The following is a 26,954-nucleotide window of genomic DNA, read 5'->3' as shown; positions in this document are numbered from 1 at the left end:
AAAAGCTACCCCGGGGATAACAGGCTTATCTCCCCCAAGAGTCCACATCGACGGGGAGGTTTGGCACCTCGATGTCGGCTCATCGCATCCTGGGGCTGTAGTCGGTCCCAAGGGTTGGGCTGTTCGCCCATTAAAGCGGTACGCGAGCTGGGTTCAGAACGTCGTGAGACAGTTCGGTCCCTATCCGTCGTGGGCGTAGGAAATTTGAGAGGAGCTGTCCTTAGTACGAGAGGACCGGGATGGACGCACCGCTGGTGTACCAGTTGTTCTGCCAAGGGCATAGCTGGGTAGCTATGTGCGGAAGGGATAAGTGCTGAAAGCATCTAAGCATGAAGCCCCCCTCAAGATGAGATTTCCCATAGCGTAAGCTAGTAAGATCCCTGAAAGATGATCAGGTTGATAGGTTCGAGGTGGAAGCATGGTGACATGTGGAGCTGACGAATACTAATAGATCGAGGACTTAACCATATAATATGTAGCAATGTTATCTAGTTTTGAGAGAACATAAAAAACTTGTTGACTTTTAAAGAAAATAAGTTATAATAATGATTGTCTCAAAAGAATAATGTCTGGTAATGATGGCAGAGAGGTCACACCCGTTCCCATACCGAACACGGAAGTTAAGCTCTCTAGCGCCGATGGTAGTTGGGACCTTGTCCCTGTGAGAGTAGGACGTTGCCAGGCAATATTATTCCGCAGTAGCTCAGCGGTAGAGCTATCGGCTGTTAACCGATCGGTCGTAGGTTCGATTCCTACCTGCGGAGCCATTGGAGAGCTGTCCGAGTTGGCCGAAGGAGCACGATTGGAAATCGTGTATACGTCACAAGCGTATCAAGGGTTCGAATCCCTTGCTCTCCGCCATAGGATTTATAATATTTGGCCCGTTGGTCAAGTGGTTAAGACACCGCCCTTTCACGGCGGTAACACGGGTTCGAATCCCGTACGGGTCACCACTTTTGGAGGATTAGCTCAGCTGGGAGAGCACCTGCCTTACAAGCAGGGGGTCGGCGGTTCGATCCCGTCATCCTCCACCATATAAATTATATGAATAGTATTATCGCGGGGTGGAGCAGCACGGTAGCTCGTCGGGCTCATAACCCGAAGGTCGCAGGTTCAAATCCTGTCCCCGCAACCAAATGGTCCCGTGGTGTAGTGGTTAACATGCCTGCCTGTCACGCAGGAGATCGCCGGTTCGACCCCGGTCGGGACCGCCATTTTAATAAGGCTCGGTAGCTCAGTCGGTAGAGCAGAGGACTGAAAATCCTCGTGTCGGCGGTTCGATTCCGTCCCGAGCCACCATTTATCTTAATAATATACGCCGGCTTAGCTCAATTGGTAGAGCAACTGACTTGTAATCAGTAGGTTGGGGGTTCAAGTCCTCTAGCCGGCACCATGTAAGTTTCGGAGGGGTAGCGAAGTGGCTAAACGCGGCGGACTGTAAATCCGCTCCTTCGGGTTCGGCAGTTCGAATCTGCCCCCCTCCACCATTTACATAGGGGCATAGTTTAAAGGTAGAACTGAGGTCTCCAAAACCTCCAGTGTGGGTTCGATTCCTACTGCCCCTGCCAAATATATTTACACAACATGGCGGTTGTGGCGAAGTGGTTAACGCACCGGATTGTGGCTCCGGCATTCGTGGGTTCGATTCCCATCAGTCGCCCCATTTTTATTTTTAAAATTACAAATAATCTAATTGATACTTACATATAATTAAGTAAGAATTCGATGGGCTATAGCCAAGCGGTAAGGCAACGGACTTTGACTCCGTCATGCGCTGGTTCGAATCCAGCTAGCCCAGCCATTTTTGCGGAAGTAGTTCAGTGGTAGAATACAACCTTGCCAAGGTTGGGGTCGCGGGTTCGAATCCCGTCTTCCGCTCCAATAAAATTTAACATGGCGGCATAGCCAAGTGGTAAGGCAGAGGTCTGCAAAACCTTTACCACCGGTTCAAATCCGGTTGCCGCCTTTCTTTTGTGCCGATGTGGCGGAATTGGCAGACGCGCACGACTCAAAATCGTGTTCCTTCGGGAGTGTCGGTTCGACCCCGACCATCGGTATCATGAACGGCGTAAAAAACTCTATACAATTAGTATAGAGTTTTTTTGTATTTTCTTTTCATTACATGACAAAATAAGCACAAAAAGTGTACGGTGAGTAAACTGCGAAACATTAAAAGGATAAAAACAAACATTCATTTTTATCCTTTTAATTGCGGTATTCTATAAAATTCCAGCAAAATATTGTATATACAATATTCCCTTCGAGCACTCTAGAGAGAATTTCTCCACCCCGGTGACATGAAGTTAAATCCGACACCACCAGTAGATATTAGTACATTATCAACGGTTAAGTTTGTAATTTCTAAAAATTTCTTTTCAAACTCTTCTCTGTTGTACTTATACATTGTTGAGTGGCACGACCACATTGGCGTTGAAGTACTCAACCAGTCCCCTAATTCCTTCAATTCAGGAAACGCCTCAAATTGGATTGGTTCATCTAATTTCATGAATCTTACTTGATAGATAGTTGGGTTTAACTTCTCTCCAATTCCTTTAAGACCATGTGCTTTTTTCTCATTTGAATGTGTCATAATTACTCTCCCTCATCTTTTCTTCAAAATTTTTCCTATTTTAATTATACAGCAATAGAAAGTAATTAAGGAAATATTATGGGAATCGGTATCGGCGATGTAAAAAGACTCTAACAGAAATGTTAGGTTCTTTTTTGTTAAATTATACTATGTGCCTCCAAAATTCGTAATAAACGTAGGAATTCATGTATAATATAATTTGTCGAAAGAACAAAATGATTGTGATTTATATTATGTCTGTAATATGAATCATAAATGAACTTTTTATATTTCTTTTAAAAATGTGTTGAATACACATTATATTTCATATTAATATTTTTATGTAGATTTAAAATGGGAAAGAGAGTGGAAAGTATGGGTCGTAAATGGAATAATATTAAAGAAAAAAAAGCATCAAAAGATGCAAATACAAGCCGTATATACGCGAAATTTGGACGTGAGATTTATGTGGCAGCAAAACAAGGCGAGCCAGATCCAGAATCAAACCAAGCGCTTAGAGTTGTATTAGAACGTGCGAAAACATACAACGTGCCAAGAACAATTATTGATCGTGCAGTTGAAAAGGCAAAAGGCGGTTCAGAAGAAAATTATGACGAGCTTCGTTATGAAGGATTCGGACCAAACGGATCTATGGTAATTGTAGATACACTTACAAATAACGTAAACCGTACTGCAGCAGATGTACGAGCTGCATTTAGCAAAAACAGTGGTAACATGGGTGTAAACGGTTCTGTAGCTTACATGTTTGATGCGACAGCTGTTATTGGCCTTGAAGGTAAAACATCAGATGAAGTTCTTGAAATTTTAATGGAAGCAGATGTTGATGCACGTGACATTCTAGAAGAAGAAGATTCTGTTATCGTGTATGCTGAACCTGATCAATTCCATTCCGTACAATCTGCACTTAAAGATGCTGGTGTTGAAGAATTCACAGTTGCAGAATTAACAATGCTTGCACAAAGTGATGTAGAACTTCCTGAAGATGCTCAAGTACAATTTGAAAAAATGGTTGATGCATTAGAAGATCTAGAAGATGTGCAACAAGTTTACCACAACGTAGACTTAGGAGAATAATACGATAGAAGCCCCTGTTCATTTAACGGATAGGGGCTTTTTTTCATGAAGTTAATTAAGAGGATGAATTAGTGAAGGTATTTTGTTTTAGACAGGGAATATGCTTATAGGGATATGTGAAATATTCATTATTGCTAGGAGGCTTAATATGGAACATGAAACACCAAAGCATATCGTTGCTGTAGCAGGTTATTTAACAAATGAAAAAGACGAAGTGTTATTAGCTAAAGTACATTGGCGATCGGATACGTGGGAGTTGCCAGGAGGACAGGTGGAAGAAGGAGAAGCGCTCGATCAAGCTGTTTGTAGGGAAATAAAAGAGGAAACAGGATTAACGGTGAAGCCTATCGGTATTACAGGAGTTTATTATAATGCTTCCATGCACATTCTAGGTGTTGTTTTTAAAGTGGCATACGTGAGCGGTGAAATACAAATTCAGCCTGAAGAAATACAAGAGGCTAAATTTGTTGCTTTAAATGAAGAGAATATAGATGAGTATATAACGCGTCCTCATATGAAATCCAGAACGCTTGATGCGATGAGAGCAACACATTGTATTCCGTACGAAACGTGGGAAGTGCAGCCATATAATTTAATAGGTAGATTGTAAAGAAAAGAGTAGCCGGTTTGAGATACAATCAAATCACTACTCTTTTTTGTATACTGTTTAAGAAAAAGGTCAAAATAATAATAGTGCTAGTATTGATTTTAGGAACGTTTGTTCTGTATAATGTATGATATATTGTATACATTTAGATTACTAGATACTTACAAATATATATTTTTGTAGATGATATAATGAAAATAGGATGTTTTAATAGGGAAGTATAGGCTTAAGGTATACTCTGTTATTGGTTTAGCATAATCTATATTCAATATTTCAGATGAATAGTAGATAAAAAAAGACTGTGATACAATACTTTTTTATACCTTACAATGATGTAAGGTACGTGTAAGAGAAATCGATGGGATATTTTTTTACAACAAGTTATTCTTAAAGTAAGAGTTATACGCTGTGTGGAAAAGAGGTGTTTAAGATGAAAGAACGAGTATTATCTAGGGTGAACTATCATCAAAAAGTTGCATTAAATCCAATGACTAAATTCTTTTATAAAGCCATTATTTTATTATTATTGTTAAGTTGTACGTTATTATTCATTGGAAATGTAATGATCGAGCAAAGTGATATTAGTAAATTACATGTACCTGCTAAGTTAGAGGTGCCAGAATCATTAACACATGCATTTATTGCGACAGAAGATAAAAGGTTTTATCATCATAACGGTTTAGATTATATAGCGATTGTCAGAGCGTCTGTTGAGAATATAAAAGCTGGTGGTGTTGTGCAAGGCGGAAGCACAATTACACAACAGTTATCCAAAAATGCTTTTTTAACGAATGAACGTACATTTTCTCGTAAGTGGAAAGAAATTTTTTATACGAAAAAAATTGAACGCACATTTACGAAGGATGAAATTTTAAAATTGTATGTAAGTAATATTTATTACGGAGAAGGAGCATGGGGAATTGAAAAAGCAGCAAACCTTTACTTCGGTAAAAAGGTGAGCCAATTAACGTTGGCTGAAAGTGCAATGATGGCTGCTGTAGTAAAGGCACCCGCTTATTACTCACCTGCACAAAATTATGATAAGGCCGTAGAGAGACGAAATGTCGTTTTGAGATTAATGGAGAAAGAAGGCTATATCAATCATAATGAGTATGTGCAAGCAGTTAGTGAGAAGTTAGTAATTCGTCATGATATAAAAACAGAGCAGTCGATGTTAAAGAGTGCTCGTGAAAAAGCAGTAAGCTAAAGGAAGTTCCTACATAGGAGCTTCCTTTTTTTGAATAAATTGTGACAAATTGTGACACAATATCGTCACAATTATTGTGTTTTTGTAATTTATGTGAGCGTGTTCATTGCGTGACGTATATAAGTGTTGATATTATGTGTATTGTGTACAATGCTGTATACAGAATATGAATTTAAAGAGGAATGTATATGAAATCAAATAAACTCATGGTTCTTGGTGTAGTTTTTTCTATCGCAGTATTGATTGTAATCGGAACAATTGCGTATAGCATCATAAATGACAAAAAAGATAAAGGGAATGAGATGTTTGCTTATTCCACACAACAATCTTTAGGGAAAGATGATGCCCCAGTTAAGGTAGTTGAATTTGGAGACTTCAAATGTCCTGCTTGTCGTACTTGGGATGTAACAGTATTACCACGATTAAAAGAAGAGTATATCGATAAAGGTAAAGTGCAGTTATACTTTATTAACTTCCCATTTATCGGAAAAGACTCTGATTTAGGTGCAGCAGCTGGTGAAGCAATTTATAAACAAGATCAAGATTCATTCTGGATTTTCTATGATGAGATTTATCAAAGTCAAAAGAAAGACACGGAAGAATGGATTACAGAAGAATTACTTCTTAACATTGTGAAAGAGAAGCTTCCGAAAGTTGATGTAGAACAATTTAAGAAAGATTTACACAGTAAAGAAATAAAAGAAAAAGTACGTAAAGATTCAGATCGTGCTCAAAAATTAAAAGTTCAAGGTGCTCCTTCAGTATATATAAACGGAAATCTTGCCAACCCTGATTTCGATAGTATGAAGAAGGCGATTGATAAAGAATTGAAAAAGTGATGAGATACTCATCACTTTTTCGACTTTTTTCGATAAAATTCTTGCTTCCGTTTTTTTTACATGCTATACTACTTTACATAAGTTATTCTAATATCTTATATTTATTTCATATTTGCGGGTGTAGTTTAGTGGTAAAACAAGAGCCTTCCAAGCTCTGGTCGAGAGTTCGATTCTCTTCACCCGCTCCAAATTTTATTAAATATTTTTCTATAAATTGTGATCAACGCAGTGTTTCGTTTCTAAGATAAACGAGGCATTGCGTTTTTTAATGTTTGAAAAACATAATTGTATGCGAAAATAGAAGTAAAGAATAGTATTCCAAAAGTGAATTGCTAACCGAGGGATTGTTACATAAGGGTAACTAACTGTTACGATTTATTTAACCAATTATAAATAAAGTTAATTAAATATATCAGTAAGCCCTGCTAGTCAAGTGATTGGCTAGTAGTGAGGGTTAACTGCGGGATCACTAAAGCTGATTGAACTACAACGTGACTAGAAATGGTGAGCGTGAATGTCACGAAAGCAGAAAAAATCAATCAGATGGTGGTGGGGAAATTCTCTATCTCTAAGTAGATAAACATATAGTCTGCGCTCATGTGAAAACATGAGAAGTTCGTAAGAGAACTGGCTAAGGAATTGCGCCCTTAGTTGAACGAGATAAATTTAATTAAATCTATCAAACCTCATTGAATCTACCGAACGTATGTGCTACGGTAGATTCAATGAGGTAAGAATAATAATGAAATTTTTACGAGTTAGTCAAGTGTCAGAATTAACAGGTTTGCATCCGAGTAGTCTAAGGAGAATGCTGGTGGAACACGCTACTATTCAGAAGAACAAATCTTTCATTAAAGGAGTTAAATTCTGATGATATTGGCGAAGAAAGTTAGATTGATTCCAACGCCTGAACAAGAAAAAGTGCTTAGAAACCATGCTGGCGCTGCAAGATTCGCTTATAACTATTGTAAAAGAATGAGTGATAGATACTATAAGCTATTTGGAAAATCTGTTTCACAGTTAGCTTTACAGAAACGATTTACAAAGATCAAGAAGCGAAAAAGATATGAGTGGTTAAAAGACATTAATGCACAAGTTCCTAAACAGGCTTCAAAGGATTTTAACAAGGCGAGAAAAAATTCGTTCAAAAAGTACAAAAATGGTTATCACACTTCTTATAAATCCAAAAAAGATTTAATTCAAGGATTTTATACCAATTATGAAAGACTGATTATAGGAAAGAAAGTAGTTCATATTCAGTCTATTGGAGAAGTGAAAACAAGCCAACAACTACCAAGAAACAAAAAACCATCAAATCCAAGAGTTACATTTGACGGTCGTCACTGGTGGATTAGTGTAGGATTCCAAGAAGACTTTGAATTACAAGAACTAACCAATGAGTCGATTGGTGTGGATGTTGGTTTAAAAGAGCTTTTTGTAGCTTCTAATGGTATGACAGAACGAAATATAAACAAAGATGCCAAGGTTAAAAAACTTTTGAAAAGGAAAAAGTTAGCACAAAGAGATATGTCTAGGAGATTTAAAAAAGGTGTAAAAATTCAATCTGCCGGATATGAAAAAGCTAAAGCGGAGCACCTGCGGTTATCTAGGAAAATTACGAATATCCGAAATAACCATATCCATCAAGCAACAGCAAAATTGGTGAAAACCAAACCAATGAGAATTGTTGTGGAAGACTTATCTATCTCAAACCTGTTAAAAAACAAAAAAATATCGAAAGCGTTTTTATTTCAAAAATTAAACTTCTTCTTTCAATGTTTGTCATACAAGTGCGAGAAATATGGCATTGAGTATGTAAAAGCTGATAAATGGTTCGCCTCAAGCAAGATTTGTTCATGTTGCGGAGTAAAATACGACCATTCAGTTCAACCAGAAGGGCAGTGGAGTTTAAAGATTCGTGAATGGTGTTGTGCTTCATGCAATAGCCATCACGATAGGGATGCAAATGCGTCGATAAATTTATCAAGATGGGTAAAATTAAATGCTTGATAATAGGAGGTAACGATACTGCCTCGTGTGGAGTGTTATACCCCTCGTCCCTTTGGGGTTGCGAGAACACGATGAAGCACTAACTTGTGTAAATTTGATTGAATTGTATAGATTTAGTTAAGTTTATCGTATCGGATGGATTCATCTGAGGAGGCGATTAAGAATGGATTTTGAACAATTAAAGCAAGATGTCATTGCGTATAGTAAAACAATTGGTATAGATAAAATAGGCTTTGCTAGTGCCTCACCATTTGAGGAATTAAAGCAGAAGTTAATCCAGCAACAACAATTAAATTATCAATCGGGATTTGAAGAGTCTGATATAGAAAAGAGAACGAACCCACAGCTTCTACTACCTGGTGCAAAATCAATTATTGCGATTGCATTAGCGTATCCTTCAAAATTAAAAAATGCACCATTAAGTAAGCGCGGAGAACGCCGCGGTATTTTTTGTCGTGCCTCTTGGGGACAAGATTATCATCTTGTTTTACGAGATCGTTTGCAAAAATTAGAAGCATATTTAATTGAAAAACTTCCCGATATAGAAGTTAAGTCAATGGTTGATACGGGTGAATTAAGTGATCGAGCTGTTTCGGAGCGTGCCGGTATTGGATGGAGTGGTAAGAATTGCGCTATTATTACACCTGAATTTGGTTCGTATGTATATTTAGGAGAAATAATTACAAACGTTCCCTTCCCACCAGATCAGCCGATAGAAGATCAATGTGGAAGTTGTACAAAATGTATTGATGTTTGTCCTACAGGCGCTTTAATACAAGGAGGACAGTTAGATTCGAAGAAATGTATTGCATTTTTAACACAAACGAAAGGATTCCTACCGGAAGAATACCGCGACAAAATAGGAAATCGTATTTATGGATGTGATACATGTCAGACTGTTTGTCCGAAAAATAAAGGAATGGATTTTCATAATCATCCTGAGATGGAACCAGATCCTGAGTTAGTTAAGCCGTTATTAACACCACTTTTAACAATTAGCAATCGTGATTTTAAAGAGAAATATGGAATTATGTCTGGTTCATGGAGAGGTAAAAAGCCGTTGCAACGAAATGCAATTTTGGCACTTGCGCATTTTAAAGAGGCATCAGCAATTCCAGATTTAATTGGTGTTATGAAAGACGATCCAAGACCAGTACTTCGCGGAACAGCAGCATGGGCACTTGGGAAAATTGGTGGAGATGGCGTGGGCGAAGCTATTGAAAAAGCGATGCAACGTGAGAAAGATGAAGAGGTTCTTCATGAAATGAATCGCGGACTTGAATTGTTAGCGCAGAAAAAAGAGTAGATAATATCTCCCTTCTTCATATTGTAATATGGGAGGGAGACGAAATGGTCGTAAAAATAAATATTGAAAAGCAAGTACAACAATTTTTAGCATATGTAACAGAGAAACGAACAAATGTAGATGGTATTGCTGAAGATTTATTACAAATAGCACAGAGAAAGAAAGAATTGTTTCAAAAGCGTAATGCAGAGATAGTGAAAGCAACTGCGGATGTTTCTTTCATGAGACAATTAAATAATAGCAATCATCAAGAAATTGATTATCAAATACATTTTAAATATTTAATTAAGCATAAAGAATTATTTTATATCGAAGAGGAACAACTAAAGCGAAGAGTTTGTTTAAATAATAGCCGGGTAATAGGTGATTATGCTATTGAAGTACCAGAAGCAGTTGGAATGAGTGAGACGTTAGAAAGAGAAGTTACAAAAGAGAAGTATGGTTCTTATCAGTATAACCGTTTAGAGGCAGTTAAATATGCAGAGCGTTGGTGGGATGATAGAAACCCTGTATATCGTAATTTCCCTGATAATTGTACGAATTTTATTTCTCAATGTCTTCATACTGGAGAAGTACCAATGAATGGATACCCTAATATTCGCAAAGGATGGTGGCAAAGGGAGAATCAGTGGAGTTGGAGCTGGGCTGTCGCACACTCTTTTTATTGGTATTTGTCAGGTGCTACAACTGGGCTTCGAGCAGAAGCAGTAGAAAGACCAGAGGACCTTATTCTTGGTGATGTCATCGCTTATGATTTCGAGGATGATGGTAGGTGGAATCATACGACGATTGTAGTAGCCAAAGACGCAGATGGTATGCCACTTGTGAATGCACATTCAGCGAATAGCCGTCGGCGTTATTGGAACTATGAAGATTCTAGTAAATATACACCACAAATGAAATATAAATTCTTTCATATTATTAATGGGTAGAGATTTTTCGCTCAAGTGGTATAATACGTAGTAGACAAAAAACAGAGGTGAATATCGCGTGGGAGTACATGTTGTTTTATATCAACCAGAAATTCCAGCAAATACAGGGAATATTGCTCGTACTTGTGCAGCAACTGGAACAGAATTACATTTGATTAGACCGCTTGGATTTTCAACGGATGATAAAATGTTAAAGCGTGCAGGATTAGATTATTGGCAGCACGTGAAAGTTACGTATTATGATTCAATTGAAGAATTTTATGAGAAAAATAAAGACGGTGAATTCTTCTATTTAACAAAGTATGGCGAGAAAGCTCATACAGCATTTGATTATAGCAAACGTGAGAAGGATTACTATTTTGTATTTGGAAGAGAAACAAACGGCTTACCAGCTAATGTAATCGAAGAAAATTTCGATCATTGTTTACGTATTCCAATGACTGATAAAGTGCGCTCATTAAATTTATCTAATACAGCAGCTATTTTAATTTATGAAGCATTCCGTCAACAAAATTATCCGGGATTAGATTTAGAAATTGTTTATTAAAAGTCGCCATATGGCGACTTTTTTTCTAAAAATAAAAATAATATGTAATCATACATTTAAAAAAGGGTACATATTCATATAGAATGGGATATATGAATAAAAATAGATTAGACGGGTTGAGATAAATATGAAGGAACAATATAATAATCAAAATACCTTTTTAAGTATGATAGATATGGATTTAATAAGAAGAGGGCTACTACATGCCATTCAAGATTTAGTATTTATTGTGAAAGTTATGGATGAGGAAACCTTTAAATATATTTATGTAAATAAGATAGGTATGGATTATGCGAAGCTAGGCGAAGAATGTTATGGAAAAACGTTTGCTGAAGTATTATCAGAAGATACGGCGGAAATATTGCAAGTGCAATATGCAAAAGTAGCGAGCGAAGCGAAAGCACATACCTTTTGTGATGTAGTTAGTTTACCAAAGGGTGAGTTACATTATGAATCTTCACTTAATCCTGTATTCGACGAAGAAGGAGTATGTCAGTTTATTATTTGTATTACGAGGGATATCACAGCTCAGATTGAGGAAAAGGCAGAGATAGAGGAAAAACAAATGTTGTTTAAGTCGTTATTAGAATATAATAATGACTCCATTATATCTATAGATTCTATAGGTAGAATTACATATGCAAATCCAGCAACGTATGAAATATTTGGATATCGATATGAAGAATTACATAATAAATTTATTTTTGAATTTATTAATAAAGAATATGAAAAAGATTTTCAAATTATATTTAAAGGAGCCCTGCAAGGAAGGGCAAAACAAATTGTTTCAAAGAAATATGTTCATAAAGAAGGGTACGAGCTCTATATTTCTTTGAGAACTATTCCGATTATTGTGAATGCCGAAATTGTTGGGGTATATATTGTTACGAGGGATGTTACAAGGCAAGTATTGAATGAAATGCGAACAGAATATTTAGCTTATTATGACCAATTAACAGGATTAATGAATAGAATTTCATGTGCAAATAAGTTAAATGTTTTTTTAAATGATAATACAGAGTTTGCGTTTGTTTTTATAGATTTAGATGAATTTCACCTTATTAATGATACTTTTGGTCATAAAGAAGGAGATAAAGTATTACAAAAAGTTACAGAATGTTTAAGCAGTCTTCAAATAGACGGTATGCACTTATTTAGAGAACACGATGATCAATTTGTTATGTTAATAGAAAATATAACGAAAGAACGTGTAGAGATAGTTGCAAAAAGCATACTAAAAAAGATTAGTGAACATTTTGTAATCGAAGAAGAGGACGTCTATTTAAGTGCGTCAATCGGAATTGTAATGGCTCCAACAGATGGAGAGGATGAAAAAATATTATTCCAAAGAGTTGATGCTGCTTTGGAAAAAGCAAAAGAAAAAGGAAAAGGGCATTATCAGTTTTATTGCAGTGGATTAGATTGTGAGCGTGAACAAAGGTTTATAATAGAAAACCAATTGCATCGTGCTATAGAAAAAAATGAATTCTGCTTGTATTATCAGCCACAAATGAATATTGAAACGAAAAAAATAGCGAGTATGGAAGCTTTAATAAGGTGGGAGAATAAAGAATTGGGATTTGTCTCTCCCAATCAATTTATTCCGCTAGCAGAAAGAACAGGATTTATTATTAAGCTTGATGAATGGGTAGTAAATGAAGTGTGTCGGCAAATACGTGAATGGTTAAATAAAGGATATGAAGTTGTCCCGATTGCAGTTAATATTTCAGCCAGGCACTTTCGCTCGATTACATTAATAGAGATGATTACACGGGCGTTACATAAGTACAATGTACCAGCTCATCTATTAGCGATAGAGGTTACAGAAGGAGCCCTTATGCATAAAGACATATCGAAAAGGGTATTGCTACAATTAAAAGAACAAAATTTAAAGATTCATTTAGATGATTTTGGGACGGGATATTCATCTTTAAGTTATTTAAAAACATATCCAATTGATACGTTGAAAATCGATCGTTCTTTTATGGAAGGTATACATGTGGATGAACGTGATACGAATATTACAGCTGCAATTATTCATTTAGCTCATACTTTGGAATTGAATGTAATTGCAGAAGGAGTAGAAAAAGCGGAACAAATACAATTTTTGAAGGAAAAGAATGTGAAGTTTGTGCAAGGTTATTATTATAGCCGACCTTTATCAAAATATGATGTGGAAAATGTGTATTATAAATGATTGATAAAAAAAGTGATGTGCTAAGAAGCACATCACTTTTTTTGTGTACTGGGTTTATCATTGTAACCAGATGTGAAAATAGCTGTAAGAAATGTGAGTGATACACCTAAAATTAATAATAATTTCATACTAATATCCCTCCTATTTTTCAGTTTACGAATCTTAAATATGAATCGAAATGTATGTAAGGTTCTTGGAAGAAAAGAATTTATTTAAAATGAATAGCGGTGTAAAATCTTTAATACCTATATTATACAGAATTTTCTTTGAATTTTGGAGAGAATTTTATAGCACTACTGTATATTTCATTTTGATTTAAAGAATGTTTAAGGACATCCTAGCATACCTTTTATAATAATCCGATTGAACAAGGAGATGGGGGAGGAGCTATAATGGATATTCTAAAAAAGATTGAACAGCATCGAGCAGCAGAAGAACGGTTACAATGGGAAGGTACGTTTGCGGAGTATTTAGAGCTTGTGAAGGAAAGACCATGGGTGGCTCAAACAGCACACTCTCGCATTTACAATATGATAAAAGATGCTGGAATCGAAGAAGTAGATGGTAGAAGAAAGTATAACTTCTTTAGTAATCAGCTATTTGGATTAGAGGATGCTTTAGAACGTCTTGTGGAGGAATATTTTCATCCATCTGCAAAACGATTAGATGTTAGAAAACGTATTTTATTATTAATGGGTCCTGTTAGTGGAGGGAAATCAACATTAGTTACGATGTTGAAACGGGGATTAGAAACATATTCACGAACAGATCGAGGAGCAATTTTTGCAATTAAAGGCTGCCCAATGCATGAAGATCCACTTCATTTAATTCCGCATCATTTACGGGATGATTTCTTTGGTGAGTATGGAGTTAGAATTGAAGGGAATTTATCGCCACTAAACGTAATGCGTCTAGAGCAAGAATATGGTTCAAGAATTGAGGATGTAGTTGTAGAGCGTATTTTCTTCTCGGAAGATCGCCGTACAGGGATTGGTACATTTAGCCCGTCTGATCCTAAATCACAAGATATCGCCGATTTAACAGGTAGTCTGGACTTTTCAACAATCGCAGAATATGGTTCAGAATCAGATCCACGAGCGTATCGCTTCGATGGAGAATTGAATAAGGCAAACCGTGGGATGATGGAATTCCAAGAGATGCTAAAATGCGACGAGAAGTTTTTATGGCATTTATTATCGCTTACGCAAGAAGGGAATTTCAAAGCGGGAAGATTTGCGCTTATTTCAGCAGATGAATTAATTGTAGCGCATACGAATGAAACGGAGTATCGCTCATTTATAGCAAACAAGAAAAATGAAGCATTGCACTCAAGAATTATTGTAATGCCAGTTCCATACAATTTACGAGTGAGTGAAGAAGAACATATTTATGAAAAAATGATTCGTGAAAGTGATGTATCCAATGTGCATATTGCACCGCACACACTTCGCGTTGCAGCAATGTTTACGATTTTAACTCGTTTAAAAGATCCGAAGCGTCCAGATATTGATTTAATTAAAAAGATGCGTTTATATGATGGAGAAACGGTAGAAGGTTATAATGCGATTGATGTAGAGGAGCTGCAACGTGAATATCAAGATGAAGGTATGAGAGGTATTGATCCTCGTTATGTTATTAACCGAATTTCCTCTACAATTATTCGAAAAGAGGTACCATCTATTAACGCATTAGATGTACTTAGATCGCTCAAAGACGGGTTGGATCAGCATCCGTCAATTAGTAATGAAGATCGAGAGCGTTATATGAATTTCATCTCATTAGCGAGAAAAGAATATGATGAAATTGCGAAGAAAGAAGTACAAAAAGCATTCGTGTATTCATATGAAGAATCAGCGAAGACACTTATGGATAATTACTTAGATAACGTTGAAGCATATTGCAATAAGTCGAAATTACGTGATCCATTAACAGGTGAAGAAATGAGTCCAGATGAAAAGCTAATGCGCTCAATTGAAGAGCAAATTGGAATTTCAGAAAATGCTAAGAAAGCATTCCGTGAAGAAATTTTAATTCGCATTTCTGCTTATGCGCGTAAAGGAAAACGCTTTGATTATAATTCACATGAGCGTCTTCGCGAAGCGATTCAGAAAAAACTATTTGCTGATTTAAAAGATATAGTGAAAATTACAACATCCACGAAAACGCCAGACGAAAATCAGCTTAAGAAAATCAATGATGTTGTTGCACGCTTAATTGATGAGCACGGCTATAATTCTTCATCTGCGAATGAATTATTACGCTATGTAGGTAGTCTGCTAAACCGATAGTTTGATAACAAAACGCTGTCTCTTGTATTTTGCGGGACAGCGTTTTATTATCCATTTATATGTGTAAAGTGTCATACCTTGTCCAAATGTAATAAATTAAGATGCAATTTCATGAATTTATTGTCAATTATTTTTACAATATGCATATGATAGAGTAACCAACCATTCATACGAAAAAAGCCAACACAATACAATATGTTGCAAAGTGTAAATGTGTGCAACTATGCATTGTGTTTCTTTCTTATCAACGGCTGAATAATTCTTTCTAGTATGTGAGTGGCAAAATTTTGTTTAGGATGCTCGGAGTATTATATGAAAAACGTTATATATGTTTATGGGATGAATTTCGATGGGCAGTTATCTTTCATTCTAGCTTGCACAGTATAAAACAAAATTTCTAGCTTACTGTTCATAGGGGAAGACAATTACAGTAAGGAGGGAAAGAAATGGGTGAAGAAAACCAACCAAATTATACGATTTCACAGGAAAACTGGTCCCTCCATCGCAAAGGATATGACGACCAACAACGCCATCAAGAAAAAGTACAAGAGGCAATTAAGAATAATTTACCCGATCTTGTAACAGAAGAAAGCATAGTTATGTCTAATGGTAAGGATGTTGTAAAAATACCGATTCGTTCTTTAGATGAATATAAGATTAGGTACAATTATGATAAAAACAAACACGTTGGGCAAGGAAATGGTGACAGCAAAGTTGGTGATGTCGTTGCGAGAGATGGATCAGGTGGTCAAAAGCAAAAAGGACCAGGAAAAGGGCAAGGAGCAGGGGACGCGGCTGGAGAAGATTATTATGAAGCTGAAGTCTCTATTTTAGAATTAGAGCAAGCATTTTTCAAAGAGTTAGAGCTGCCTAATTTAAAGAGAAAAGAAATAGATGAAAACCGGATTGAACATGTTGAATTTAATGACATTAGAAAGACTGGATTATGGGGAAATATCGATAAGAAACGAACGATGATATCCGCATATAAACGAAATGCGATGCGTGGTAAAGCCTCTTTTCATCCGATTCACCAAGAAGATTTAAAGTTCCGTACTTGGAATGAAGTATTAAAGCCAGATTCAAAAGCTGTTGTATTAGCGATGATGGATACGAGTGGATCGATGGGAATATGGGAGAAATATATGGCACGTAGCTTCTTTTTCTGGATGACGCGATTTCTACGAACGAAGTATGAAACGGTAGATATTGAGTTTATTGCTCATCATACGGAGGCGAAAGTCGTTCCAGAGGAAGAGTTTTTCTCAAAAGGAGAAAGTGGCGGAACGATCTGTTCTTCTGTATACAAAAAAGCACTCGAGCTAATTGATAATAAATACTCACCAGACCGCTATAATATTTATCCATTCCATTTTTCAGACGGTGATAATTTAACATCAGATAATGCTAGATGTGTAAAGCTTGTCGAAGAGTTAATGAAGAAGTGTAATATGTTTGGATATGGGGAAGTGAACCAGTACAACCGCCATAGTACCCTCATGTCAGCCTATAAAAATATTAAAGATGAGAATTTTAGATATTATATTTTAAAGCAAAAAGCAGACGTATTCCATGCGATGAAGAGCTTTTTTAAAGAAGAAACCGGAGAAAAAATGGCATAACCCCCTTAAAAAGGGGTTATTTTTTTGTTAACTTTTTATTTTTTCAGTTGACAATGATAATGAAAATCATTATCATTTATTCGAGGTATGATTACATTTAGATTTATATATTTTGGAGGAGATGTAAAGTTGAAAAAAAATAAAAGAAAACATATAAATGCGATGATTATTGCTGCGGCGTTATCACTTCCATTTGCTACGTATTCAACGCCTGCTTTAGCGGCAGTAGCAATTGAGGCTAATAAAAAGGGATATGCTTTAGAAGATGGTACATATGATGCTGTTATGAAAGCATATAAAGATAAAACGAATGAGGAGTCTATGGCAGCTGTTTATATAAAGGATCCTAAGTTAACGATTGAGAATGAAAAGAAAAATGTAACGGCAACGTTAAGTGATAGTGATTTCTTCAAATACTTGAAAACAGAAGATATTCATACTCCTGGTGTGTTTCATGATGTAAAAGTAATATCAGAAGATAAAAAGAAAAACGGAACGAAAGTGATTCAGTTTGAAGTAGGAGAATTAGGAAAAAGATATAATATGCAAATGCATATTTATATTCCAACAATGGCCTATGATAATAAATATCAAGTGCAGTTTGAAGTGAATACTTTAAATTTAGAAAATAATGTTCCAGAAGAGAAGAAGGAAAATAATGAAGAGCAAAAGGAAGATACGAAAAATATAATAGCCGATAACCAATTGAAGCAATACATTAATAAAAATATTTTAGGGCGTAAAGATATTAATGCGTCAATAACGAAAGTTGATGCACTACAAATTAAAGAACTAGCGGTATATGCTGGGAAAGGTATTAATAATTTAGCTGGTTTAGAGCATATGGTAAATTTGGAAACCTTTAGATTGCATGAATCTGAAGTGAGTGATTTATCGCCAATTGCTAATTTGAATAATTTGAAGTCTTTAGATCTTTTCTCTAATCGAATTGGAAATATTGAGCCAATTGCTGGGCTGAATAAAATTCAATCTCTTTCTTTAAGAGATAATAAAATTATTGATTTAAATCCATTAAGTAACTTGAAAAAAGTTAGAACATTAGATTTAGTCGGTAATAAGATTGAAGATATTAAACCATTATTTACAATGGGTCTCTAGGTAAGTTGTATTTAGCTAATAATAATATTAGCGATTTAACAGGAATTGAACAGTTAAATAAAGTAAAAGAATTATGGATTGGAAATAATAACATTACTAATCTTGAATCTATTAGTAAAATGGAGAGCCTTACTCAGCTTGCAGTGAGAGATGCAGAAATTAAAGATATTACACCGCTAGCTAAAATGAAAAACTTACAATCACTTGATTTAGAAGAGAATTATATTTCTGATGTGTCACCACTTAGTGAACTAACTAATTTATATGAACTTAATTTAAGTGCAAATGAAATTTCTGATGTAAGACCTATTCAAGAGTTTGGAAAGCGTTTTGTAGTTAAAGTTCATAGACAAAAAGTATTTTTAAATGAAGGAGTAATAAATGAAAACATTAAGATTCCTGTATATGATTTAAACGGCGAACCACTCCAAAATATTAGATGGATAAGTGAGGGGGGAACACATAATAATGGTTTTGTAAAATGGGAAAATTCTGGAGAGAAAGTATACGAGTTCAATTTAGAAACAGGTTCTTCTAAGAATAAAGTACATTTTAATGGAACAGTTATTCAAAAAATAAGTGCTAAGCAAGCAGATGTAAGTGTTATTCCAGATAAAAAACTAAGAGAGTATATTAATAAACATAGTTTAGGTAGAACAGACTTGAATACTCCTATCACGAAAGAAGATTTATTAAAGGTTAAAACATTAAAGATAATGGATGGACAGAACAATGGAATAACAGATTTATCTGGATTAGAGTATATGGAAAATTTAGAAGATCTGACATTGGAAAAGTTTGAGTTGAAAAACATAGAATTTATCTCGAATTTGAAAAACTTGAAGTCAGTGGATTTATCGAATAATAAAATAGAAAATTTAGAGCCGTTAGCTAAGTTGGAAAAGCTTGTAGTATTAAATATAAGCAACAATAACAACCCAAATATAAAACCATTATTTACATTAAATTCATTGAAGAAGTTAAATGTTTCAGCCAATAAAATTAATAATGAATCTCTTCAAGGTATACAGGAATTCAAAAATTTAGGGATACTAATAATAAACAATAATGACATTAGTAGCTTGGAAGAAATTAGTGGGATAACTAAAATGGACGAATTGGAAATTAAAGGTAATAAAATAGTGGATGTAACTCCATTAACTAAAGCTAAAGAATTAAGATTTTTAGATTTGTCAGATAATAAAATTAAAGATATAACAGTTTTTAGTTCTGTGTTAGATCTTTTTAAATTAAAACTGGCTGGAAATGAAATTCGTGATATAAAACCAATTATTCAATTATCTCAGTGGATTACAATTGATCTTAGAAGACAAAAAATTATGCTAGAAGATGCTCAAGTGAATCAAGAAGTGAAAATTCCTGTTTCTGATGTGGAAGATAATCCTCTTGAGGATATTACACTGAAAAGTGAAGGCGGAACATTCAATGAAGAAGAAGGGACAATTGTGTGGAGTACTCCAGGAGAGAAAAAATATGAGTTTGTTTTTGATGGAACGAGTTATTATGGGCTTGGCATATGGTTCAGCGGTGAAGTAACTCAAAATATTGTAGAAAAAATTGAGTCGCCGGAAACAGAAGTAGAAAAGCCGAAAGAAGAAACAAGTAAACCAGAAACAGAAGTAGAAAAGCCGAAAGAAGAAACAAGTAAACCAGAAACAGAAGTAGAAAAGCCGAAAGAAGAAACAAGTAAACCAGAGGCAGAAGTAGAAAAGCCGAAAGAAGAAACAAGTAAGCCAGAGGCAGAAGTAGAGAAGCCGAAAGAAGAGACAAGTAAGCCAGAAACGGAAGTAGAAAAGCCGAAAGAAGAGACAAGTAAGCCAGAAACGGAAGTAGAGAAGCAGAAAGAAGAGACAAGTAAGCCAGAAACGGAAGTAGAAAAGCAGAAAGAAGAGACAAGTAAGCCAGAAGCGGAAGTAGAAAAGCCGAAAGAAGAGGTAAGTAAGCCAGAAACGGAAGTAGAGAAGCAGAAAGAAGAGACAAGTAAGCCAGAAGCGGAAGTAGAAAAACCGAAAGAAGAAAGTAAGCCAGAAGCAGAAATAGAAAAGCCGAAAGAAGAGGTAAGTAAGCCAGAAGCGGAAGTAGAAAAGCCGAAAGAAGAAGTAAGCGAGCCTATAACAGAAGGTGAAAATGTAAACGAACCAGAAGCCAATCTTGAGAAACAAACAGAAGGCTCAAATGAACTAGAAACAGCTACTGTTCAGAAAAATAAAGCGGTACAAGAACCTGCACAAGCACAAGAAGTAGTGAATCAACTAGCGAAAGAAAATGTGTCAAATAAACAAGTTCATAGTAAAAAAGAAAAAAGTAAGAAATCTTTAGCAGCAACAGGTGGCCAAGAAAGTAATGTATCTCTATTTGGTGGCTTAGCATTAGTTTTATCTGCACTGAGTATGTTTGTGTTTAGAAAAAATATATTTAAAAAATAAATAACGTTTTATTTTATTATATGATTTTTTAGAAGGTGTTATCATAGCGATTTCATTTTGAAATGTGCTTATGATAACGCCTTTTTATGGTAGAAGGATATGAATGGAAAAAGTGTAAATATATTAGAGAAGGAGGAGAGGGTATGCATATTAGTTCTATGTTAAAAATTGAAGAGATTGCATTATTTATTGCAAGTATGAATAAGGATGCTATTCATCATGTTGGTTATTGTGGAGATGAGAAAAAGGAGGTGTTACATACGATTCTTCATGATTTTTCTGATATAGGATGGGAAAGATCTTTTGTTGTTACTTATGAGGACAATAAAATAATTGGTGTATTGGGATTTGATGTGGATGAAGTAAAGAAATGTGCAGAAATATGGGGACCCTTTATTAAAGCAGAGAATTGGGAAGAAGTTGCTTTACATATGATGAAAGAGATAGAACTATGTTTGAATACGAATAATGATCGTGCGATGAAGTTGTACAAGAAAGTAGGTTTTGAGGAGAAGGCATGTTTACAACACTATATAATAGAGTAAAAAACCGATTCATATGAAAATGATATTTCATATGAATCGGTTTTATTAATCTACTTTTTCCTCATTCATCACGGATTTAGAAAAAATTTGAGGTGCTAATCGTTACATAACCTTCTTTATTTTTTGCGGAACTTCTTTTGCTTGTAAATTAACATCTTCTTTTCGAAGCTCCTTAAAGAGCGAAATGACCATAAGAACGACTACGATAGAAAATGGTAGCGCAGCAATTATAGCTGCTATTTGCAGCGCATTTAATCCTCCAGCTTGTAATAAAATAGCAGCAATTATCGCGATTGTTAATCCCCATATAAGTTTTAAACTATTTTTCGGTGATAAGCTTCCGTTACTCGTTTGCATTGAAACAACAAATGTTGCCGAGTCAGCAGAAGTAACGAAAAATGTGGCTACTAAAATTAACCCGATAATTGTTAAAAATGTAGAGAACGGTAGGTGTGAAATAACAGCAAATAATCCAATCTCTGTACCATTTTTTGCGATCTCATCAGCTATCCCAAGTGATTGGAACATTTCCATATGGATAGCGGTACCGCCAAATACTGCAAACCAAAATGTACAGATAAGAGTTGGGACTAATACAACTCCAATAATAAATTCTTTTATTGTGCGCCCTTTAGAAATACGAGCGATGAATGTACCGACGAATGGAGACCAAGAGATCCACCATCCCCAATAGAAAATAGTCCAGTTTTCAATCCAAGAAGAAGATTTTTCATTAAATGCTCCTAAATTTAATCCCATACTAGGTAAAGCTCCGATATAAGAACCGAGTGTAGATGTGAAATATTTCATAATAAATACAGTTGGTCCTAAAAGTAAAAAGGAGACGAGTAATATACCTGCAAGAGAGAAATTTAAGTTACTCAAATATTTAATCCCACGATCTAAGCCTGTTTGTGCGCTTGTTAAATATAAAACAGCGAAGATGGCGATAAGTACGAGCTGTGTAAGTACAGTGTTATGAATAGAAGGGAATAAATAGCTTAATCCTCCGGCGATTTGTTGAGCGCCAATCCCAACAGATGGCACAATACCGAATACTGTGGCTAAAACAGCCAAAATATCGACTGTTTTTCCGATAGGAGAATTTTTCGATCGATTAAATAATGGAGTAACTGTAGCTCCAATTGTGCTACCTTTTTGTTTGCGGAATGTGAAATATGCAATTGTTAAAGCAACCATCGCGTATAGTGACCACGGAAAGAGTCCCCAGTGGAAAAATGAATATTGCATAGCGAGTTTGGCGCTTTCCTCTGTACCTGCTTTTCCTGTTAATGGATCTGTAAAATGTGAAATCGGTTCAGTGATTCCATAAAAGAGCAGTCCAATTCCCATTCCTGCTCCAAACAACATGGATAGCCAAGATGGATAACTATACTGTGGTTTTTCTCCATCTTTACCAAGACGAATAGAACCGTACTTAGAAAATGCTAAATAAGTGGCTAAAATAATCATTGCGGTCATAAGTAGAGAGTAAAACCATCCAAATTTATTGAGGATAAATGAGTTTAACGAAGATGTAACACTTTGTAAATCATAGCCTTGTATCCAACTTGCCGGGGTAATTCCCCATATGATGAATAATGTTGTTAGCAAGATGGAGATATAAAATACACTGTTTTCTTTTTTTATCATAGAATCCCACCTTTGTTTAATAAAGTTAACAATTATATTAACTATAACAATTAAAAGATTAATTGTCAAAAAATTCTATTTTTATCTTATGTAAAAGGACAGTTTAATCGCTATGGATTCATAATTATTGGAGGTTAGATAAAGGTAAGTCTGTTCACGATATGTACAAAATATAGGAAGAAATAATATGAAATATTGCATTTTATATTGTTGTATCTAGATTTTATGTTAAATTCTTCAAGGGAATATATAAATAGGGGGCAATGATATGAACAAGAAATCAAAGATTAATAAAGTGATGCTTAGTATTAGTACAATGGCGCTATCGTTAGGAGCAATTCAAACGAATGTATCAGCAGAAGAAAAGGTGCCATACAATGTATTGCATTCGAAACCAGTTGGAATTGAAAAACCAGTAGATGAGATTGGACATGTTTCTAAAGTAGAGGAAACATTATCGTTTCAAGAACGGTTAAAAGTAGGAGACTTTTCGCAGCGACCAGCATCTATTATGAAGAGCTCAGAAGTAAAGCAAATTAAAGAAAGCTATTCAATGGCTGATTTAAACAAAATGAATAATCAAGAATTAGTTGAAACGCTAGGAAGTATTAAATGGAATCAAATTACAGACTTATTCCAGTTCAATGAAGATGCAAAGGCTTTTTATAAAGACAAAGGGAAAATGCAAGCAGTTATAGACGAATTAGCTCATCGAGGTAGTACGTTTACGAAAGATGATTCAAAAGGAATTCAAACGTTTACGGAAGTGTTACGTTCAGCTTTTTATCTTGCATTTTACAATAATGAATTAAGCGATTTAAATGAGAGAAGCTTCCAGGATAAATGTTTACCTGCTTTAAAAGCAATTGCAACCAATCCAAACTTTAAGCTTGGTACATATGAGCAAGATGCAGTCGTATCTGCATACGGTAAATTAATTAGTAATGCTTCAAGTGATGTGGAAACAGTTCAATACGCATCGAATATTTTAAAACAATACAATGATAATCTTCATACGTATGTAGACGATCGTATGAAAGGGCAAGCTGTATACGATATGATGCAAGGTATTGATTATGATATGCAATCTTATTTATTTGAAACTCGTAAAGAGGCAAAAGATACAATGTGGTACGGGAAAGTAGATGGATTTATTAATGAAATAAATCGTATTGCTCTTTTAAATGAAGTAACACCAGAAAATAAGTGGCTCGTTAATAATGGAATTTATTTTGCTAGTCGTTTAGGGAAGTTTCATAGTAATCCAAATAAAGGTTTAGAGGTTGTTACACAAGCAATGCATATGTATCCGCGTTTAAGTGAGCCGTATTTTGTTGCAGTAGAACAAATTACGACAAATTATAACGGAAAAGATTATAGCGGTAATACGGTAGATTTAGAGACGATACGTAAAGAAGGAAAAGAACAGTACTTACCAAAAACGTATACATTCGACGATGGATCTATCGTATTTAAAACAGGAGATAAAGTATCAGAAGAAAAAATTAAGAGACTATACTGGGCTGCAAAGGAAGTAAAAGCACAGTATCATCGTGTAATTGGGAATGACAAAGCATTAGAGCCAGGTAATGCAGACGACGTATTAACGATAGTAATCTATAATACTCCAGACGAATATCAGTTAAACAGACAACTGTATGGATATGAAACAAACAACGGTGGCATTTATATAGAAGAAACAGGTACATTCTTTACATATGAGCGTACGCCAGAACAAAGTATTTATAGTTTAGAAGAGTTATTCCGTCATGAGTTTACTCATTATCTTCAAGGGAGATTTGAAGTACCAGGTTTATTTGGAAGAGGAGATATGTATCAAAATGAGAGATTAACTTGGTTCCAAGAAGGAAATGCAGAATTTTTCGCAGGATCTACTCGTACAAATAATGTAGTACCGAGAAAGAGCATCATTAGTGGATTATCATCTGATCCTGCAAGTCGTTATACAGCAGAGCGCACATTATTTGCTAAATATGGTTCTTGGGATTTCTATAATTACTCGTTCGCATTGCAATCTTATTTATATACACATCAATTTGAAACATTTGATAAAATTCAAGATTTAATTCGTGCAAATGACGTGAAAAATTATGATGCCTATCGTGAGAATTTAAGTAAAGATTCTAAACTAAATAAAGAGTATCAAGAGTATATGCAACAGCTAATTGATAATCAAGATAAATATAATGTACCGGAAGTAGCAGATGATTATTTAGCTGAACATGCACCAAAATCGTTAACAGCAGTAGAGAAAGAAATTAGTGATACGTTGCCAATGAAAGAGGCAAAAATGACAAAACATAGCTCCCAATTCTTTAATACATTTACATTAGAAGGCACATTTACAGGTAGTGTAACAAAAGGTGAATCCGAAGATTGGAACGAAATGAGTAAAAGAGTAAATGAAGCACTAGAACAACTGGCGCAAAAAGAATGGAGTGGCTACAAAACTGTTACAGCATACTTCGTCAATTATCGTGTGAATAGTTCAAATGAATTTGAATATGATGTAGTCTTCCACGGGATCGCAAAAGATGATGGAGAAAATAAAGCTCCAACGGTTAATATAAATGGACCTTATAATGGGCTTGTAAAAGAAGGAATTCAATTTAAAAGTGATGGCTCAAATGATGAAGATGGAAAAATTGTTTCTTATTTATGGGAATTTGGAGATGGCAGCACAAGTGCAGAAGTTAATCCAATACATGCATATGAAAGAGAAGGAATTTATAAAGTAGCGTTAAGAGTAAAAGATGATAAAGGTAAAGAGAGCAGAAACGAAACCACTGTTACAATTAAAGATGGAAGTTTAACAGAATTAGAACCAAATAATCGTCCAGAGGAAGCAAATCGTATCGGGCTAAACACTACTATAAAAGGTAGCCTTATCGGCGGAGATTACACCGATGTTTATACATTTAATGTAGCATCAACGAAAAATATCGATATTTCCGTTTTAAATGAGTATGGAATCGGGATGACATGGGTGCTTCACCATGAATCAGATATGCAAAATTATGCCGCTTACGGTCAAGCTAATGGAAATCATATAGAGGCAAAATTTAATGCAAAACCAGGTAAGTATTATTTGTATGTATATAAATATGATAATGGCGATGGAACGTACGAATTATCAGTAAAATAAGTGCTTTTCCAATGTATGTTTAACTTTACTTTTTGTGGAAAATAGTATATTATATAGATATATAATATATCGGTTATTTACTAGGAGGAGCCTGTCACAATAGGTTTCTCCTGTTCTTTTTTAGGGGCCTGTCTTACAGGCTTTTCTTTAAAGGGTAAATAACTGAAAATTAAGAACTATAATCTTTGAAAGAGGTGGGGCATACACATAACAAAAAAGGGATTGTTTAAGAGAGGGGGATAAGAAATGGCTTTGTTTGGTTATCCACTTGAAACAATTTATTTATACGGATTTATTATTGCTACTATACTCACTGTTATTTATATCTTTTTTGGAGATATATTTGAATCCATATTTAGTTTTGGAGGCGGATCTGTATCCGTTGTTACTTTATTACTTAGTTTTTTTGCCATGTTATGTGGACTTAGTTATATAGGAGAATATTTATTTTCCTTTAATAGCATTCTTATTTTCGGGTCTGCATTTGCTATATCCTTTATTGGTGTTTTCATAATGAAAATATTAATTTTAAAGCAGATTGCAGAAGCAGAACAAAACACTGTGCAGCGTATGGATGAATTTATTGGTTGTAAGGGAGAGGTCATTACGACTATTCCTACAGAAGGATTTGGAGAAGTATTAATTTCCTCCCAATTTGGAAACAATGCAATCCTAGCTAAAACAGTTGGAAAGAAAGATATTTCACAAGGAACTGAAGTTATTATCGAGGGAGTCCAAGATGGTGTTCTGCTTGTACAGAACATCGCTTATTCTTTAAAGAAACCAAAATTATAAGGGGGAATTT

The 26,954-nt window shown here is 35.1% G+C and carries 16 protein-coding genes, 16 tRNA genes, 2 rRNA genes and 1 pseudogene (1 of these 35 only partly in view); 33 read left to right on the top strand and 2 right to left on the bottom strand.

The window, feature by feature from the left end; all coding sequences use genetic code 11:
• The 17 genes from QCI46_RS24775 to QCI46_RS24695 form a co-directional block, all read left to right on the top strand.
• Positions 1-468: ribosomal RNA gene (locus QCI46_RS24775) — 23S ribosomal RNA — on the top strand; it begins 2,454 nt to the left of the window's first position.
• Positions 469-568: 100 nt separating this feature from the next.
• Positions 569-684 (top strand): 5S ribosomal RNA (rrf, locus tag QCI46_RS24770).
• A gap of 8 nt (positions 685-692) precedes the next feature.
• Positions 693-767: transfer RNA gene (locus QCI46_RS24765), tRNA-Asn, on the top strand.
• Between the two features lie 2 nt (positions 768-769).
• A tRNA-Ser gene (locus QCI46_RS24760) sits at positions 770-861 on the top strand.
• Positions 862-878: 17 nt separating this feature from the next.
• A tRNA-Glu gene (locus QCI46_RS24755) sits at positions 879-953 on the top strand.
• 5 nt (positions 954-958) lie between these two features.
• Positions 959-1,034 (top strand) — tRNA-Val (locus QCI46_RS24750).
• A gap of 24 nt (positions 1,035-1,058) precedes the next feature.
• Positions 1,059-1,135, top strand: a tRNA-Met gene (locus QCI46_RS24745).
• A 3-nt stretch (positions 1,136-1,138) separates the two neighbouring features.
• Positions 1,139-1,214: transfer RNA gene (locus QCI46_RS24740), tRNA-Asp, on the top strand.
• A gap of 9 nt (positions 1,215-1,223) precedes the next feature.
• Positions 1,224-1,299: transfer RNA gene (locus QCI46_RS24735), tRNA-Phe, on the top strand.
• Between the two features lie 18 nt (positions 1,300-1,317).
• Positions 1,318-1,393 (top strand) — tRNA-Thr (locus QCI46_RS24730).
• A gap of 10 nt (positions 1,394-1,403) precedes the next feature.
• Positions 1,404-1,487: transfer RNA gene (locus QCI46_RS24725), tRNA-Tyr, on the top strand.
• A 7-nt stretch (positions 1,488-1,494) separates the two neighbouring features.
• Positions 1,495-1,568, top strand: a tRNA-Trp gene (locus QCI46_RS24720).
• A gap of 19 nt (positions 1,569-1,587) precedes the next feature.
• Positions 1,588-1,663, top strand: a tRNA-His gene (locus QCI46_RS24715).
• 63 nt (positions 1,664-1,726) lie between these two features.
• Positions 1,727-1,801: transfer RNA gene (locus QCI46_RS24710), tRNA-Gln, on the top strand.
• Between the two features lie 5 nt (positions 1,802-1,806).
• Positions 1,807-1,881 (top strand) — tRNA-Gly (locus QCI46_RS24705).
• A 14-nt stretch (positions 1,882-1,895) separates the two neighbouring features.
• Positions 1,896-1,966 (top strand) — tRNA-Cys (locus QCI46_RS24700).
• A 9-nt stretch (positions 1,967-1,975) separates the two neighbouring features.
• A tRNA-Leu gene (locus QCI46_RS24695) sits at positions 1,976-2,057 on the top strand.
• A 212-nt stretch (positions 2,058-2,269) separates the two neighbouring features.
• On the opposite strand, the gene QCI46_RS24690 is transcribed toward QCI46_RS24695, so the two are convergent.
• Entirely contained in the window at positions 2,270-2,590 is a 321-nt protein-coding gene (locus QCI46_RS24690) for a DUF3884 family protein (protein ID WP_327960003.1), read from the bottom strand.
• Positions 2,591-2,944: 354 nt separating this feature from the next.
• Here QCI46_RS24690 and QCI46_RS24685 point away from each other — a divergent pair, with 354 nt between their 5' ends.
• From QCI46_RS24685 to QCI46_RS24620, 14 genes and pseudogenes are all read left to right on the top strand, one after another.
• Positions 2,945-3,664, top strand: coding sequence for a YebC/PmpR family DNA-binding transcriptional regulator (locus tag QCI46_RS24685; RefSeq protein ID WP_000532975.1), 720 nt, complete (start codon positions 2,945-2,947; stop codon positions 3,662-3,664).
• Positions 3,665-3,812: 148 nt separating this feature from the next.
• Positions 3,813-4,274: an NUDIX hydrolase gene (locus QCI46_RS24680; protein ID WP_048541851.1), complete on the top strand. Its 462-nt coding sequence runs from the start codon at positions 3,813-3,815 to the stop codon at positions 4,272-4,274.
• Between the two features lie 427 nt (positions 4,275-4,701).
• Positions 4,702-5,478, top strand: coding sequence for a transglycosylase domain-containing protein (locus QCI46_RS24675; RefSeq protein ID WP_048541849.1), 777 nt, complete (start codon positions 4,702-4,704; stop codon positions 5,476-5,478).
• Between the two features lie 188 nt (positions 5,479-5,666).
• Positions 5,667-6,317, top strand: a complete 651-nt coding sequence (locus QCI46_RS24670; RefSeq protein WP_087983484.1) for a DsbA family protein — start codon at positions 5,667-5,669, stop codon at positions 6,315-6,317.
• Positions 6,318-6,431: 114 nt separating this feature from the next.
• A tRNA-Gly gene (locus QCI46_RS24665) sits at positions 6,432-6,505 on the top strand.
• A 682-nt stretch (positions 6,506-7,187) separates the two neighbouring features.
• Entirely contained in the window at positions 7,188-8,327 is a 1,140-nt protein-coding gene (locus QCI46_RS24660; RefSeq protein ID WP_353841655.1) for an RNA-guided endonuclease InsQ/TnpB family protein, read from the top strand.
• Positions 8,328-8,490: 163 nt separating this feature from the next.
• The gene (gene queG / locus QCI46_RS24655) at positions 8,491-9,633 is read left to right on the top strand and encodes a tRNA epoxyqueuosine(34) reductase QueG (RefSeq protein ID WP_353841654.1); all 1,143 of its coding nucleotides are present in this window, start codon (positions 8,491-8,493) and stop codon (positions 9,631-9,633) included.
• 44 nt (positions 9,634-9,677) lie between these two features.
• Entirely contained in the window at positions 9,678-10,565 is an 888-nt protein-coding gene (locus QCI46_RS24650; protein ID WP_048541844.1) for an amidase domain-containing protein, read from the top strand.
• A gap of 58 nt (positions 10,566-10,623) precedes the next feature.
• Positions 10,624-11,112: a tRNA (uridine(34)/cytosine(34)/5-carboxymethylaminomethyluridine(34)-2'-O)-methyltransferase TrmL gene (gene trmL, locus QCI46_RS24645; RefSeq protein ID WP_000538149.1), complete on the top strand. Its 489-nt coding sequence runs from the start codon at positions 10,624-10,626 to the stop codon at positions 11,110-11,112.
• A 127-nt stretch (positions 11,113-11,239) separates the two neighbouring features.
• Entirely contained in the window at positions 11,240-13,309 is a 2,070-nt protein-coding gene (locus tag QCI46_RS24640) for a sensor domain-containing protein (RefSeq protein WP_353841653.1), read from the top strand.
• A gap of 392 nt (positions 13,310-13,701) precedes the next feature.
• Complete coding sequence (locus QCI46_RS24635; protein ID WP_000353275.1) at positions 13,702-15,597, top strand: PrkA family serine protein kinase; 1,896 nt, start codon at positions 13,702-13,704, stop codon at positions 15,595-15,597.
• Positions 15,598-16,043: 446 nt separating this feature from the next.
• The gene (gene yhbH / locus QCI46_RS24630; protein ID WP_046957378.1) at positions 16,044-17,219 is read left to right on the top strand and encodes a sporulation protein YhbH; all 1,176 of its coding nucleotides are present in this window, start codon (positions 16,044-16,046) and stop codon (positions 17,217-17,219) included.
• 129 nt (positions 17,220-17,348) lie between these two features.
• A pseudogene (locus tag QCI46_RS24625) lies at positions 17,349-20,785 on the top strand (leucine-rich repeat domain-containing protein).
• Between the two features lie 143 nt (positions 20,786-20,928).
• Positions 20,929-21,330, top strand: a complete 402-nt coding sequence (locus tag QCI46_RS24620; protein ID WP_353841652.1) for a GNAT family N-acetyltransferase — start codon at positions 20,929-20,931, stop codon at positions 21,328-21,330.
• A 102-nt stretch (positions 21,331-21,432) separates the two neighbouring features.
• On the opposite strand, the gene opuD is transcribed toward QCI46_RS24620, so the two are convergent.
• Entirely contained in the window at positions 21,433-22,983 is a 1,551-nt protein-coding gene (gene opuD, locus QCI46_RS24615) for a glycine betaine transporter OpuD (protein ID WP_046956767.1), read from the bottom strand.
• Positions 22,984-23,251: 268 nt separating this feature from the next.
• Here opuD and colA point away from each other — a divergent pair, with 268 nt between their 5' ends.
• Together colA and QCI46_RS24605 are read left to right on the top strand one after the other, a co-directional pair.
• Complete coding sequence (gene colA / locus QCI46_RS24610) at positions 23,252-26,149, top strand: collagenase ColA (protein ID WP_353841651.1); 2,898 nt, start codon at positions 23,252-23,254, stop codon at positions 26,147-26,149.
• 246 nt (positions 26,150-26,395) lie between these two features.
• Entirely contained in the window at positions 26,396-26,944 is a 549-nt protein-coding gene (locus QCI46_RS24605) for an NfeD family protein (RefSeq protein WP_353841650.1), read from the top strand.
• The last annotated feature ends 10 nt before the right edge of the window (positions 26,945-26,954 follow it).

The sequence above is a fragment of the Bacillus cereus group sp. RP32 genome, assembly GCF_040459735.1.
Classification (GTDB): Bacteria; Bacillota; Bacilli; order Bacillales; family Bacillaceae_G; genus Bacillus_A; species Bacillus_A wiedmannii.
Note: the sequence above shows the minus strand (reverse complement) of the source record. Positions and strands in the feature narration are given on the sequence as shown.

Excerpts from the sequence above, each read along its gene's own strand:
- QCI46_RS24690 (WP_327960003.1), bottom strand. The coding sequence starts at position 2,590 with ATGACACATTCAAATGAGAAAAAAGCACATGGTCTTAAAGGAATTGGA.
- QCI46_RS24685 (WP_000532975.1), top strand. The coding sequence starts at position 2,945 with ATGGGTCGTAAATGGAATAATATTAAAGAAAAAAAAGCATCAAAAGAT.
- QCI46_RS24680 (WP_048541851.1), top strand. The coding sequence starts at position 3,813 with ATGGAACATGAAACACCAAAGCATATCGTTGCTGTAGCAGGTTATTTA.
- QCI46_RS24675 (WP_048541849.1), top strand. The coding sequence starts at position 4,702 with ATGAAAGAACGAGTATTATCTAGGGTGAACTATCATCAAAAAGTTGCA.
- QCI46_RS24670 (WP_087983484.1), top strand. The coding sequence starts at position 5,667 with ATGAAATCAAATAAACTCATGGTTCTTGGTGTAGTTTTTTCTATCGCA.
- QCI46_RS24660 (WP_353841655.1), top strand. The coding sequence starts at position 7,188 with ATGATATTGGCGAAGAAAGTTAGATTGATTCCAACGCCTGAACAAGAA.
- queG (WP_353841654.1), top strand. The coding sequence starts at position 8,491 with ATGGATTTTGAACAATTAAAGCAAGATGTCATTGCGTATAGTAAAACA.
- QCI46_RS24650 (WP_048541844.1), top strand. The coding sequence starts at position 9,678 with ATGGTCGTAAAAATAAATATTGAAAAGCAAGTACAACAATTTTTAGCA.
- QCI46_RS24640 (WP_353841653.1), top strand. The coding sequence starts at position 11,240 with ATGAAGGAACAATATAATAATCAAAATACCTTTTTAAGTATGATAGAT.
- QCI46_RS24635 (WP_000353275.1), top strand. The coding sequence starts at position 13,702 with ATGGATATTCTAAAAAAGATTGAACAGCATCGAGCAGCAGAAGAACGG.
- yhbH (WP_046957378.1), top strand. The coding sequence starts at position 16,044 with ATGGGTGAAGAAAACCAACCAAATTATACGATTTCACAGGAAAACTGG.
- QCI46_RS24620 (WP_353841652.1), top strand. The coding sequence starts at position 20,929 with ATGCATATTAGTTCTATGTTAAAAATTGAAGAGATTGCATTATTTATT.
- opuD (WP_046956767.1), bottom strand. The coding sequence starts at position 22,983 with ATGATAAAAAAAGAAAACAGTGTATTTTATATCTCCATCTTGCTAACA.
- colA (WP_353841651.1), top strand. The coding sequence starts at position 23,252 with ATGAACAAGAAATCAAAGATTAATAAAGTGATGCTTAGTATTAGTACA.
- QCI46_RS24605 (WP_353841650.1), top strand. The coding sequence starts at position 26,396 with ATGGCTTTGTTTGGTTATCCACTTGAAACAATTTATTTATACGGATTT.